This is a genomic window from Nocardioides jiangsuensis (assembly GCF_019679455.1).
GTDB lineage: Bacteria > Actinomycetota > Actinomycetes > Propionibacteriales > Nocardioidaceae > Nocardioides_C > Nocardioides_C jiangsuensis.
In genome coordinates this window covers 1,061,167-1,074,044 of sequence record NZ_JAIEZQ010000002.1, presented here as the reverse complement: position 1 = coordinate 1,074,044, position 12,878 = coordinate 1,061,167, and the positions used below count along the sequence as shown (strand labels likewise).

The 12,878-nt window shown below is 73.2% G+C and carries 12 protein-coding genes and 1 pseudogene; 7 read left to right on the top strand and 6 right to left on the bottom strand.

What is annotated here, in order from left to right; translation table 11 throughout:
• Nucleotides 1–172: 172 nt before the first annotated feature.
• A pseudogene (locus K1X13_RS13680) lies at nucleotides 173–406 on the bottom strand (helix-turn-helix domain-containing protein); the annotation flags it as partial.
• 132 nt (nucleotides 407–538) lie between these two features.
• A complete protein-coding gene (locus K1X13_RS13675) occupies nucleotides 539–1,054 on the bottom strand; it encodes a CinA family protein (protein WP_221025575.1) in 516 nt (171 codons plus the stop codon).
• Between the two features lie 70 nt (nucleotides 1,055–1,124).
• Between K1X13_RS13675 and K1X13_RS13670 the strand changes: the two genes are divergently transcribed.
• On the top strand, nucleotides 1,125–2,903 hold the full coding sequence (locus tag K1X13_RS13670; protein ID WP_221025574.1) for a glycoside hydrolase family 15 protein: 1,779 nt from the start codon (nucleotides 1,125–1,127) through the stop codon (nucleotides 2,901–2,903).
• Nucleotides 2,904–2,933: 30 nt separating this feature from the next.
• On the opposite strand, the gene pgsA is transcribed toward K1X13_RS13670, so the two are convergent.
• The 4 genes from pgsA to K1X13_RS13650 form a co-directional block, all read right to left on the bottom strand.
• Nucleotides 2,934–3,551, bottom strand: coding sequence for a CDP-diacylglycerol--glycerol-3-phosphate 3-phosphatidyltransferase (gene pgsA, locus K1X13_RS13665; protein ID WP_308249553.1), 618 nt, complete (start codon nucleotides 3,549–3,551; stop codon nucleotides 2,934–2,936).
• 10 nt (nucleotides 3,552–3,561) lie between these two features.
• Nucleotides 3,562–5,052 (bottom strand): 30S ribosomal protein S12 methylthiotransferase RimO, encoded by a 1,491-nt coding sequence (gene rimO, locus K1X13_RS13660; RefSeq protein ID WP_221025573.1) that lies wholly within the window; start codon nucleotides 5,050–5,052, stop codon nucleotides 3,562–3,564.
• 97 nt (nucleotides 5,053–5,149) lie between these two features.
• On the bottom strand, nucleotides 5,150–5,827 hold the full coding sequence (locus K1X13_RS19725) for a response regulator (protein ID WP_221025572.1): 678 nt from the start codon (nucleotides 5,825–5,827) through the stop codon (nucleotides 5,150–5,152).
• Nucleotides 5,824–7,494, bottom strand: a complete 1,671-nt coding sequence (locus K1X13_RS13650) for a sensor histidine kinase (protein ID WP_221025571.1) — start codon at nucleotides 7,492–7,494, stop codon at nucleotides 5,824–5,826. Before K1X13_RS13650 ends, K1X13_RS19725 begins: the two co-directional genes overlap by 4 nt.
• A 159-nt stretch (nucleotides 7,495–7,653) precedes the next feature.
• Here K1X13_RS13650 and K1X13_RS13645 point away from each other — a divergent pair, with 159 nt between their 5' ends.
• Genes K1X13_RS13645 through rraA form a run of 6 tightly spaced genes read left to right on the top strand, consistent with a single transcriptional unit; the run spans nucleotide 7,654 to nucleotide 12,872 of the window.
• The gene (locus tag K1X13_RS13645; protein ID WP_221025570.1) at nucleotides 7,654–8,655 is read left to right on the top strand and encodes a Bug family tripartite tricarboxylate transporter substrate binding protein; all 1,002 of its coding nucleotides are present in this window, start codon (nucleotides 7,654–7,656) and stop codon (nucleotides 8,653–8,655) included.
• The gene (locus K1X13_RS13640; protein ID WP_221025569.1) at nucleotides 8,652–9,155 is read left to right on the top strand and encodes a tripartite tricarboxylate transporter TctB family protein; all 504 of its coding nucleotides are present in this window, start codon (nucleotides 8,652–8,654) and stop codon (nucleotides 9,153–9,155) included. The genes K1X13_RS13645 and K1X13_RS13640 overlap by 4 nt, the downstream gene beginning before the upstream one ends.
• Nucleotides 9,156–10,772, top strand: coding sequence for a tripartite tricarboxylate transporter permease (locus K1X13_RS13635; protein WP_221025568.1), 1,617 nt, complete (start codon nucleotides 9,156–9,158; stop codon nucleotides 10,770–10,772). It abuts the gene before it with no gap.
• Nucleotides 10,769–11,167: a universal stress protein gene (locus K1X13_RS13630; RefSeq protein ID WP_221025567.1), complete on the top strand. Its 399-nt coding sequence runs from the start codon at nucleotides 10,769–10,771 to the stop codon at nucleotides 11,165–11,167. The genes K1X13_RS13635 and K1X13_RS13630 overlap by 4 nt, the downstream gene beginning before the upstream one ends.
• Nucleotides 11,164–12,321 carry an MFS transporter gene (locus K1X13_RS13625; protein WP_221025566.1) on the top strand — a complete coding sequence of 386 codons (1,158 nt, stop codon included), beginning with the start codon at nucleotides 11,164–11,166 and terminating at the stop codon, nucleotides 12,319–12,321. The genes K1X13_RS13630 and K1X13_RS13625 overlap by 4 nt, the downstream gene beginning before the upstream one ends.
• A gap of 47 nt (nucleotides 12,322–12,368) precedes the next feature.
• Nucleotides 12,369–12,872, top strand: a complete 504-nt coding sequence (gene rraA, locus K1X13_RS13620) for a ribonuclease E activity regulator RraA (RefSeq protein WP_221025565.1) — start codon at nucleotides 12,369–12,371, stop codon at nucleotides 12,870–12,872.
• Nucleotides 12,873–12,878 lie beyond the last annotated feature (6 nt).

Below are 12,878 nucleotides of genomic sequence, written 5' to 3'. Positions count from 1 at the left end.
CCCGCAACACCGCCGCGAAGCCGGCGGAGCTGGGCCGGGGCTCGGGTCAGGCGGCGGAGGCGACCACGTCGCCCGAGCGAGCACCACCGGACGCGGCGCCCGGCGGCAGCGCGGTCGTGGTGAGGCCCTTCGCAGGAGCGGTGGCCTCGTCGACGGCGACCGCCATCGCGGCCTCCTCGAGCGCCACGGCGTCGCTGACCTCGGCCAGGATCTCGGACAGGGGTACGTCGAGGGCGGCGCAGATCGACGCGAGCAGCTCGGAGGAGGCCTCCTTCTGGCCGCGCTCGATCTCGGAGATGTAGCCCAGGCTCACCCGAGCCTCGGCCGACACCTCACGCAGGGTGCGACCCTGCCGCATGCGCTTGGTCCGGAGGACGTCGCCGAGCAGCCGACGAAAGAGCACCATGTCGCCGCTCCCTTCCCTGTGCCGCCGGAGCGGCTCCTGCACCGTCGGGCTCACCACCGGCGAGACCCGTGATCTACCTCAACGCTACCGCCCGACGGAAACTTCTCGTCCGGCAACCGCCGATCCGTCACCCTAGCCCCGGGAACCGACCGGGGTCGCGGACACCGCCTCGAGGACCAGCGCCAGGGCGGAGGACACGGTCTGCTCCCGGATCTCGGCACGCTCGCCGTCGAGGTCGAGACGCTCGGTCCGCACGCCGTCGGGTCCGGCCACTGCCAGGAACACCAGGCCGACCGGCTTGTCCTCCTGCCGGGTGGGTCCGGCCACGCCCGTCGTACTGACCGCGAACTCCGCCCCGATCAGGTCCCGGACGCCACGGGCCATCTCGGCCGCGCACTCCGCCGAGACCACGCCGTGCCGTTCCACGGTCTCGGGGGACACCCCGAGGACCTTCTGCTTGACCTCGGTGGCATAGCTGACCACGCCGCCGAGGTAGGTGTCACTGGACCCGGGCGCGGCGCTGAGCACGTCGCCGAGCCGCCCCCCGGTCAGCGACTCGGCGGTCGCGAGCATCGCGCCGCGGCGCAGGAGCTCCGCCTGGAGCGTGGCGGCAAGGGTCATCGGGTCGGTGTCGTGAGCCGGGGCCATGGGCGTCATGTAACCACGCCGGCGCGCGCCGAAACGCCCCCGGTGTGGCCCGGGTCGCTAGCGTTCAGACATGGCGCTCCCGATCGAGGACTACGCGGTGATCGGCGACACCGCGACCGCGGCGCTGGTCGGCCGCGACGGGTCCGTGGACTGGCTCTGCCTTCCGCGCTTCGACTCCCACGCCTGCTTCGCCGCCCTCCTGGGCGACCCGCGGAACGGCCGGTGGCTGATCGGGCCGGCCGGTGAGCACACCTCCGCGCGGCGGTACGTCGGGAACAGCGCCGTCCTGGAGTCGACGTACACCACGCCCACCGGGGTGGTGCGCGTCGTCGACGTGATGCCCGTCGGCGACGGGCGCGCCGACATCGTGCGCCGGATCGAGGGGGTCGAGGGCACGGTGAGGATGCGCCACGAGTGGGTGGTGCGGTTCGGCTACGGGAAGATCCGGCCCTGGGTGAGCAGGCACCGGATCAACGGGACGCCCGTGATCACCGCGGTCGCCGGCCCGGACAAGCTCATCCTGCGCGGGCCCCGGCTGCCGGTGCCGGTGGACGGCCGGCACGCCGACGAGTTCGAGGTCAGGGCCGGCGACGAGCTCACGTTCGCGACCACCTGGATCCCCTCCCACCACGAGGTCCCGGACCTGCTCGCCTTCGACGAGCGGATCGCGCACACGGTCGCGGTCTCGGAGGCGTGGGCCGGGCACTGCTCGTACGCCGGCCCCTACCGCGACGAGGTGGTGCGCTCGCTGCTCACCCTGCGGCTGATGACGCACGCCGGCACCGGCGGCATCGTCGCCGCGCCCACCACCTCGTTGCCCGAGGACTTCGGCGGGGTCCGCAACTGGGACTACCGCTACTGCTGGCTGCGCGACGCCTCCCTCACCCTCGAGGCGCTGCTGGCCTGCGGATACCGGCTGGAGGCCCGGCTGTGGCGCGACTGGCTGCTGCGGGCGGTGGCCGGCGACCCCGGGGACCTGCAGATCATGTACGCCGTCGACGGCTCCCGGGACCTGCCGGAGCGGGAGCTGGGCCATCTCGCGGGGTACGCCGGCTCGACGCCGGTCCGGGTCGGCAACGGCGCGGTGGACCAGCGGCAGACCGACGTGCTCGGCGAGGTGATGATGGCGCTGGAGATGGCCCGTGACCAGCGCGTGCCCGAGACCGAGGACTCGTGGGCGCTCCAGCGCACCCTGGTCGAGCACCTGGCCGAGCACTGGGACGAGCCCGACCACGGCCTGTGGGAGATCCGGGGCGAGCCGCGGCACTTCACCCACTCCCGGGTGATGGTGTGGGTGGCCTTCGACCGCGCCGTGAAGGCCGTCGAGGAGCACGGCTGTGCGGGGCCGGTGGACCGGTGGCGCGAGCTGCGTGACCAGGTCCGCGAGGAGGTGCTCGTCAAGGGCTTCGACAGCGAGCGCAACACGTTCACCCAGCACTACGAGACCACCGACGTGGACGCCTCGCTGCTGGTGCTCCCGGCGGTCGGGTTCATCGCCGGGGACGACCCGCGGATGCTCGGCACGATCGCGGCCGTCCAGGAGGACCTCATGGTCGACGGGCTGCTCTACCGCTACCGGACGACCAGCGGCGTCGACGGAGTGCCCGGCGACGAGCACCCGTTCCTGGCCTGCTCGTTCTGGCTGGTCAACGCCTACGCCCGGGCCGGCCTCGTCGACGAGGCCCACGCGCTGATGCGGCGGCTGCTCCGGGTGCTCAACGACGTCGGGCTGGTCTCCGAGGAGTACGACCCGGTCCGGCAGCGGATGGCCGGGAACTTCCCGCAGGCGTTCTCCCACCTGGCCCTGGTCGGCGCGGCGATCGCGCTCGAGGAGCAGGCGCCGGGCTGAGGTCGCGTGCCGGGCTCCGGCCGCGGGCGGTCAGACGGAGGCGGGGGCCTTCGCGGCGCGGCGCTGCTGGAACGCGTCGCGGAAGAACTCGATCCCGGTCCAGACCGTCATCACCAGCGCGGCGGCCATCAGCACCACCGACACCCACCACAGGGCCAGGCCGACCGGCTCGAGGTTCCCCTCCAGCTCGCGCAGCGGCAGCAGCAGTCCGGCCAGGGCGAGGGTCTGCAGGACGGTCTTGATCTTGCCGCCCATCGCGGCCGCGATCACCACGTGCTTGGCCACCGAGAGCCGCATGAGCGTCACCGCCCACTCGCGGACCAGGATCACGATGGTCACCCACCACCACAGCTCGCCGATCAGCGAGAGGCCGATGAACGCCATCCCGGTCAGCGCCTTGTCGGCGATCGGGTCGGCGATCTTGCCGAAGTTCGTGACCAGGTTGTGCTTGCGGGCCAGGTCGCCGTCGATCTTGTCGGTGATCATCGCCAGGACGAAGAGCAGCCAGGCGACGCAGCGCCACAGGACGGAGTCACCGCCGTCGACGAGCAGCGCCCAGGCGAAGAAGGGCACCATCGCGATGCGCAGCACGGTGAGCGCGTTGGGCACGTTCCAGTTGCTCGGCGCGGTCTGGTCGGACGTCGGCACGGGCTCCACCCTATTCGTTCGTCGGCGCGGCGGCGCTCGCCACGAGGTCGACACCGTCGGAGGCGGTCACCACGGCGGTCAGCAGGTCGCCCACCCGGACGCCGTACGGCAGGTCGACGACGGTGGTCGACCCGTCCACCTCGGGCCCCTGGTGCGCGGCGCGGCCCTCGGCCTCACCGTCGCGGACGGACTCGACGAGGACCTCGAGCCGCTCCCCGAAGCGCTCCTCCGCACGCTGGGCGGTGAGCTCCTCGGCGAGGCGGGTGACGCGCTCGGTGCGCTCGCGAATCTCCTCCTCGTCGAGCTTCCCGTCGTACGACGCCGCCTCGGTGCCGTCCTCGTCGGAGTAGCCGAACACGCCGACCGCGTCGAGACGGGCCGCCTCGAGGAAGTCGCACAGGATCTCCACGTCCTCCTCGGTCTCGCCCGGGAACCCGACGATCACGTTGGAGCGGACGCCGGCCAGCGGCGCCTGCGCGCGGACCTGCTCGAGCAGGGCGAGGAAGCTCTCCGGGTCGCCGAAGCGACGCATCCGGCGGAGCACCGCATGGGAGGCGTGCTGGAAGGAGAGGTCGAAGTACGGCGCCACACCCGGCGTGGCGGCGATCGCGGTGACCAGGCCCGGACGGGTCTCGGCGGGCTGGAGGTAGGACACCCGGACCCGCTCCACGCCGTCGACCGCGGCGAGCTCGGGCAGCATCGTCTCGAGCAGGCGCAGGTCGCCGAGGTCCTTGCCGTAGGAGGTGGAGTTCTCGCTGACCAGGAACAGCTCCTTGACGCCCTGCTCACCGAGCCAGCGGGCCTCGCCGAGCACGTCGGAGGGCCGACGGGAGACGAACGAGCCTCGGAAGCTGGGGATCGCGCAGAACGCGCACCGGCGGTCGCAGCCGCTGGCGAGCTTGAGCGGGGCCATCGGGCCACCGTCGAGCCGGCGGCGGACCGCGCGGGGGCCGGCGGCCGGCGTCCCCTCGAGCGGCAGGTCGGGGGCGGCGATGGTGTGGCCGGGGACGACCACGGCCTCCGCGGACGCACCGCGCTCGGTCGGGGAGATCGGCAGCAGCCTGCGCCGGTCCAGCGGGGTGTGCGGGTGGTGCTGCTCCCCGGCCAGGATCGACCGGAGCCGGCCGGCGATGTCGGGGTAGTCGTCGAAGCCGAGGACCGCGTCGGCCTCGGGCAGCGACTCGGCGAGGTCCTTGCCGTAGCGCTCGGCGAGACAGCCGACCGCGACCACGGCCTTTGTGGTGCCCTCGGCCTTCAGGTCGGAGGCCTCGAGCAGCGTGTCGACCGAGTCCTTCTTGGCGGCCTCCACGAAGCCGCAGGTGTTGACCACCACCGTCTCGGCCTCGCTGGCGTCGTCGACGAGCCGGAAGCCGCCCGCCTCGAGCCGTCCGGCGAGCTCCTCGGAGTCGACCTCGTTGCGCGCGCAGCCCAAGGTGACCATGGCGACGGTGGTCAGCGCGGCCGGCGACGCGGGCGCGGATGTGTCAGCAGAAGTAGTCATAACCGCCTTCGAGTATGACGGCCCGACACCCTTCAGGGCTAACCCGACGCCCAACATCACACGCCGACGGCGACTCCGGGGCGCGTTGCGACGTCGCTCAGCGCCACTGGTAGCGGCGCTCCGGGCGGCCGACCTCGCCGTATCGGAGCCGGACCTCGGCCTTGCGGGTGTCCACCAGGTGCTCGAGGTAGCGCCGGGCGCTGACCCGGGACACCCCCAGCCGCGCCGCGGTCTCGGCCGCGGACAGGTCGGTCCCGGCCTCCCGCAGGTGCTCCTCGACGAGCCGCAGGGTCTCCGCGGAGAACCCCTTGGGCAGGCGCGTCTCGGCCCGCCCCCCGGCGAAACCGTGCCCGAAGAGCCGGTCCACCTCGGCCTGGTCGGTCTCCTCGCTCGCGGCCGCGAGGCCGCCGTACGCCTGCCGGTAGTGCTCGAGGCGCTCGCGCAGGTCGTCGTAGGAGAACGGCTTGATCAGGTAGTGCACGATCCCGCCGCGCAGCGCCCGGCGCACCGTCTCGGCCTCCCGGGCCGCGCTGATCACCAGGACGTCGAGGTCGGGCACCAGCTCGCGCATCCGCTGCAGCAGGTCCAGCCCGGTGGTGTCGGGCAGGTACACGTCGAGCAGCACCAGGTCCGGCTCGAGCCGCTCCACCTCGGCCAGCGCCTGGGCGCCGGTGTGCGCGACCCCGGCCACCTCGAAGCCGGGGGTGCGCGCCACGAAGCCGGTGTGGATCTTGGCCACCATGAAGTCGTCGTCGACGATGAGCACCCGGATCACGTCCGCACCTCCTGCCGGGGCAGCGTGGCGCTGAACACCGCCCCCTCGTCGTTGTGCACGGTCACGTCCCCGCCGCGGCGGCGGCACACCAGCCGGGTCAGGGCGAGCCCGAAGCCGCGGCCGCCGTCGGAGGAGTCCGCCTTGGTGGTGTACCCCTGCCGGAACACCTCGTCGGCGTGCTCCTGCGGCACACCCGGCCCGGAGTCGTGCACGGTGACGCGCACCGCGTCGGGGTCCTCCCGCAGGAGTACGTCGACCCGCGCGTCGGGCCGGCTCGCGACCGCGTCGAGGGCGTTGTCGACGAGGTTGCCCACCACCGTGGTCAGGTCCCGGGAGAGGGGGTCGTCCATCCGGCCCACCCGGGAGTCAGGCAGCAGGCGCAGCGCCACGCCGCGCTCGGTGGCCAGGCTGGCCTTCGCGATGAGCAGCGCGGCGACCGTGGGGTCGTCGACCCGGGAGGTCACCTCGTCGTACAGCGTGGTCCGGCTCCGGCTCACCCCGTCGACGAAGCGCACCACCTCGTCGTACTCCTGCAGGTGCAGCAGACCGGAGATCGTGTGCAGCTGGTTGGCGAACTCGTGGGTCTGCGCCCGCAGCGTGTCGGAGGTGGCCCGGGTGGTGCCGAGCTCCTGCTCCAGGGAGGAGAGCTCGGTGCGGTCACGCATGGTGGTGACCGAGCCGATCACCCGCCCGTGCGACTGCATCGGGCGTCGGTTGAAGGCCAGGACCCGGTCCCCGACGAGCACGAGCCGGTCCGGTTCCGAGCCCTGCGTGAGCACCTCGCGCAGCTGCGGGTCGACGCCGAGCTCCTCCAGGGTGCGCCCGACGCAGTCGCCGGGCAGGTCGAGCAGGGTGCGGGCGCTGTCGTTGGCGAGGGTGACCCGCTCGTGCGGGTCGACCGCGATCACGCCCTCCTTCAGGCCGTGCAGCATCGCCTCGCGGTGCTCGACGAGGCCGGCGATCTCGGACGGCTCCATGCCCAGGGTCTGCCGCTTCACCCGGCGCGCGAGCAGCAGCGACCCGGCCACGCCGATGGCGCTGCCGACGGCGAGGTAGGTCAGCAGGTTGGGCACCGCCCGGGCCATCCGCTCTCCGACCGAGGGGTACTCGCGGCCGATCACGGCGAAGCCGATCAGCTCGCCGCTGCTCATCTTCTGCACCGGCACGTGCGCGACCACCGACGCCCGGCCGCCGAGGTCGGTGACCCCGGTCCACGCCGCGCCGTCCAGCACCGTGCTGTCGCCGACGTCGAGCTTCCGGCCGATGAGGCTCGGGTCGGAGGAGGTCACCACAGTCCGGTCCCGGCGGGCCAGCAGCACGTCGGAGGCCCCCGACACGGTGCGGGTGGTCTCCCCCACCGCGGCCAGCGCCCGGTCCGTCCGCGGCTGCGCGACGGGCAGCCGGGTGCGCACGGTGGGGTTCGCGGCCAGGTTCTCCGCCGCGGAGAGCGCCCGGCGGCCCTCGACCCGGCGGACCTCCTCCTCGGACTGCGCCAGGGAGATCACCGGCACGATCACGAGCACGGTGAGGACGATGAGCAGCTGGAGGGCGAGGTACTGCCGCGCCAGGGACATCTCGCGTCGCCGCACGTCGGGCACCTCCTCCCCGGCCGCCGCCGGCGTCTCGTGGCCGACCCACCCGGGTCGACGTACCGTGATGGCCGTCACGGGCCGCCCCAAGGATGACACCGGACGGGGCCGTGGTGGCAGCCGGACGGCGTGACCACAACGAACACAACGTCCACTGAGAACGCAACCGTGACGGGCGTCACGCCGACCGCGAAGCATGGTCGTGACCCGCAACACACACGGAAACGAGGAACCACCATGCGCCGTACCCGAACCCTCCGGCTGGCCGCCCTGGCGACCGGACTCACCCTGGCCGCCTCCGCCTGTGGCGTCACCGGTGGCAACGGTGACGCCGGCGCCGCCGAGGGCGAGCCGCTGACCGACCTGCGCGTGATGGTCCCCAACTCGGCCGGCGGCGGGTACGACGTCACGGCGCGCACCGCCGCGAAGGTGATGGAGGACGAGGGCATCGCCTCCGGCGTCGAGGTGTTCAACCTCGAGGGCGCGGGCGGCACCGTCGGCCTGGCCCGCACCGTGAACGAGAAGGGCAACGGCGACTTCGCGATGCTGATGGGCCTCGGCGTGGTGGGCGCGAGCTACACCAACGAGACCGATGCGACGCTGAACGAGACCACCCCCCTGGCCCGGCTGATCGAGGAGCCCGGCGCGGTGATGGTGTCCAAGGACTCGCCGTACAAGACCATCGACGACCTCGTCGCCGCCTGGAAGGCCGACCCGGCGGGGGTCACCGTCGGCGGCGGCTCGTCGGCCGGCGGCCCGGACCACCTGCTGCCGATGCAGCTCGCGCAGACCGTCGGGATCGACCCCAAGGACGTGACCTACGTGACGTACGACGGCGGCGGCGACCTGCTCCCGGCGCTGCTCGGCAACAAGCTCGACTTCGCCACCTCGGGCGCCGGTGAGTTCCTCGACCAGATCGAGAGCGGCGAGATCCGGGTCCTGGCGACCAGCGGCGAGGAGCGCCTCGAGAGCGTCGACGCGCCGACCCTGACCGAGTCCGGCATCGACCTGGTCTTCACCAACTGGCGCGGCCTGGTCGCTCCCCCCGGCATCACCGAGGCCGACCGCGCGGAGCTCGTCGGCGCCCTCGAGGACATGCACGACAGCAAGGGCTGGGACGAGGCGCTCGCCCAGAACGGCTGGACCGACGCGTTCGTCACCGGCGACGAGTTCGGCGCGTTCCTCGAGGAGCAGGACGAGCGCGTGGTCAACGTGCTCTCCGAGCTGGGCCTGGCATGAGCGAGACGGCCACCCGGCTCCAGGGTCGCTCCGAGCTGGGCTTCGCGGCCCTGCTCGGGGCGGTCGGGGGGCTCGTCCTGTGGGACGCGACGCAGCTGAGCGCGCCGTACTCGCAGTCGGACCCGGTCGGTCCGAGGACGGTCCCCTACCTCGTGGCGGCGCTGCTGCTGGCGTGCGCCGTGTGGCTGGCCGTCGACGTGCTCCGCGGCGGCCGCGGTGAGGCCGAGGGCGGCGAGGACGTCGACCTCGACCACCCGACCGAGTGGCGCACTGTGGTCCCCCTCGTCGCGGTCTTCCTGGCCAACATCCTGCTCATCGACCGCCTCGGCTGGGTCATCTCCGGCGCGATCCTGTTCTGGGGCAGCGTGTGGGCGCTGGGCAGCCGGCACTACGTGCGCGACGCGCTGGTCGCCGTCGCGCTCTCGGTCCTGACGTTCTACGGCTTCTACCTCGGCCTCGGCATCTACCTGCCGGCCGGGATCCTGGAAGGGGTGCTCTAGATGGACGTCTGGTCCTCGCTCCTCGACGGGTTCGCCACTGCCGCCACCCCCGCGAACCTTCTCTACGCCCTCGTGGGCGTCCTGCTCGGCACCGCCGTCGGGGTGCTCCCCGGCCTCGGCCCCGCGATGACCGTGGCGCTGCTGCTGCCGGTCACCTACGCCCTCGAGCCCACCAGCGCGTTCATCATGTTCGCCGGCATCTACTACGGCGGCATGTACGGCGGCTCGACCACCTCGATCCTGCTGAACACCCCCGGCGAGTCGTCGTCGGTGGTCACCGCGATCGAGGGCAACAAGATGGCCAAGGCCGGACGCGCGTCGCAGGCACTCGCCACCGCCGCGATCGGCTCGTTCGTGGCCGGCACGATCGGCACCGCGCTGCTCGTGCTCTGCGCCCCCGTCGTGGTCGGCTTCGCGGTCAGCCTCGGCTCCCCGAGCTACTTCGCGATCATGGTCCTCGCGCTCCTCGCGGTGACCGCCGTGCTCGGCACGTCCCGGGTGCGCGGCTTCTCCGCCCTCGGCCTCGGCCTCGCGCTCGGCCTGGTCGGCATGGACTACACCACCGGGCAGCCCCGGCTCACCTTCGGGCTGCCGCTGCTCTCCGACGGTCTCGACGTGGTGGTGGTCGCGGTCGCGATCTTCGCCGTCGGCGAGGCGCTGTGGGTCGCCGCCCACCTGCGCCGTACCGCCTCGCAGATCATCCCCGTCGGCAAGCCGTGGATGGGCCGCGACGACTGGAAGCGCTCGTGGAAGCCGTGGCTGCGCGGCACGGCGTACGGGTTCCCCTTCGGCGCGCTGCCGGCCGGCGGCGCGGAGATCCCGACCTTCCTGTCCTACGTCACCGAGAAGCGCCTCACCACCAGGCCCGAGGAGTTCGGGCACGGCGCGATCGAGGGCGTCGCCGGCCCCGAGGCGGCGAACAACGCCTCCGCCGCCGGCACGCTGGTGCCGATGCTCTCGCTGGGCCTGCCGACGAACGCCACCGCGGCGGTCATGCTCGCGGCGTTCACCGGCTACGGCATCCAGCCCGGCCCGCTGCTGTTCGACCGCGAGCCGCAGCTGGTGTGGGCGCTGATCGCGAGCCTGTTCATCGGCAACGCGCTGCTGCTGCTGATCAACCTGCCGCTCGCCCCGGCCTGGGCCCGGCTGCTGCAGATCCCCCGGCCCTACCTGTACGCCGGGATCCTGTTCTTCGCCACGCTCGGCGCCTACTCGGTGAACCTCCAGGCGTTCGACCTCGCGATCCTGCTGGTGCTCGGCCTGCTCGGCTTCGCGATGCGCCGCTTCGGGCTGCCGGTGCTGCCCCTGGTGATCGGGCTGATCCTCGGCCCGCGCGCGGAGGAGCAGCTGCGCAAGTCGCTGCAGCTGAGCGGCGGCGAGGTGTCCGGGCTGTGGAGCGAGCCGGTCGCCGTCGTGGTCTACGTGATCGTCGCGGTGATCCTGGCCTGGCCGCTGCTGGCCAAGCTGCTCCGCCGCGGCGGGTCGGGCCCGTCGGGTGGCTCCGCCGCCGGGGGTACGACGGACGCTCCGCACGCGTCCGGCACCGCGGCCCTGGCCGGCGGGCGTGACCCCGAGCGCTCCCTGTCCCTGTCGCACCGATCGGAGGCCCGCGCATGAGCGTCGTCGTCGGCTACGTCCCCTCTCCCGAGGGCGAGGCCGCCCTGGAGCACGCGATGCGGGAGGTCGCGCAGCGCGCGACCCGTCTCGTGGTGGTGAACACCTCGCGCGGGGACGCGCTGGTGGACCAGCGCTACGCGCAGCCCGACCAGGTGCGCACGCTCGAGGAGAAGCTCGACGCCGCCGGGCTCGAGCACGTGCTCCAGCACACGATCCGTGGCCGGGACGCGGCCGAGGAGATCCTCGCCGCGGCCGCGGAGCACCGGGCGGAGCTGATCGTGCTCGGGCTCCGCCGCCGGACCCCGGTCGGGAAGCTGATCATGGGCAGCACGGCGCAGCGGGTCCTGCTCGACGCGCTGTGCCCGGTGCTGGCGGTGAAGGCCCCCACGTCGTGAGGTCCCGGCCGGGGACGGCGGTGTTCTTCGGGCACGCCGTCCCCGTCCAGGCCGTCACGTTCGTGCTGCGGCCCACCGCGACGTACCGGGCCGTCGAGCTCGATGTGCCGACCCACTGGCTCGGTGCGCTCGCGGCCAGCTTCGCGATCGTGCCGCTCGTGCTCGCGGTGCCCTCGGGGCACGCGGCGGACCGGTTCGGCGAGCGCCGGGTGATGGTCGTCGGCTCCCTCCTCGTGCTCCTCTCGTCGGCGGCGTTCGTGCTGCTCGCGGACTCCGTGGGAGGGATCGTCCTCGCCAGCGTGGTGCTCGGCCTGGGCCACCTGTGCTCGGTGGTCGGGCAGCAGGCGATGGTCGCGAACGGCACCCCGCGGGAGAGGTACGACACCGCCTTCGGCCACTACACCTTCGCCACGTCGGTGGGTCAGGCCGTGGGGCCCGGGCTGATCGTGCTCTTCGGTGGTGAGGCGACCATCCCACGCACCTCCGACATCTTCCTGTGGGCGACCGGGCTGACCGTCGTGCTCGTCGTCCTGTCCCTGCTGCTGCCGCGCACCCGTGGCCACGCGGGCACGGTGCAAGGCGCGGGCGGCTCGGTCCGCGACCTGCTCCGCAAGCCCGGCCTGGTCCGGGCGCTCACCGTCAGCTGCGTGGTGCTCGCGGCCGTGGACATCACGCTGGTCTACCTGCCCGCGCTCGGCGCCGAGCGCGGGATCGTCGCCGGTACCGTCGGCCTCCTGCTCACCCTGCGTGCGACCGCCTCGATGACCTCCCGTCTCTTCCTCGGCCGCCTCGTCGCGTGGATGGGGCGCCGCCGGCTGCTGCTCGGCAGCCTCGCGCTCTCCGCGACCAGCCTCGCGCTCACCCCCGTGCCGATGCCGCAGTGGCTGCTCGGGGTCGTGGTCGTGCTCCTCGGCCTCGGCCTCGGCGCCGGCCAGCCGCTGACCATGTCCTTGCTCGCCGAGACCACACCGCCCGGCATGCGCGGCCGCGCCATGTCGCTGCGCCTGACCGGCAACCGGCTCGGACAGGTGCTCGTGCCGAGCGCAGCGGGCCTGCTCGCCGTCGGCGCCGGCGCGAGCGGCGTCCTCGCCCTCACCGCGGCCGGCCTGGCCTCGGTCGGGGTCGCCGCCCGCCGGCTCCACACCGACCCCTGACCATGTCCGCGACCTCGCACCCACCCTCCGTCGAAGGAGCACCGCCGATGAGCACCTCCCACGTCGCGTCCCGCACGCCGGTCCCCGCCACCGCCGACCTCGTCGACGAGTACGGCGAGCGACTGGAGTCCTGCGACACCCAGCTGCGCTCCTTCGGCGGTCGGCGCGCCTTCGCGGGGCGGGTGGTGACCGTGCGCTGCCACCAGGACAACGCGCTGCTGAAGGCCGTGCTCGGCGAGCCCGGCCACGGCCAGGTGCTCGTCGTGGACGGCGGCGGGTCGCTGCACACCGCCCTGGTCGGGGACTTGATCGCCGCGCTCGCGGTCGAGAACGGCTGGGAGGGCCTGGTGCTGCACGGCGCCGTACGCGACTCCGACGCCCTGGCCGGGCTCGACCTCGGCATCAAGGCGCTCGGCACCAACCCGCGCAAGAGCGCCAAGACCGGTGCCGGAGAACGCGACGTGGAGGTCGCCTTCGGCTCGGCCCGCTTCACGCCGGGCGTCCGGCTGGTCAGCGACGCCGACGGGGTCGTCGTCCTCCCGAACGACTGACCTCTC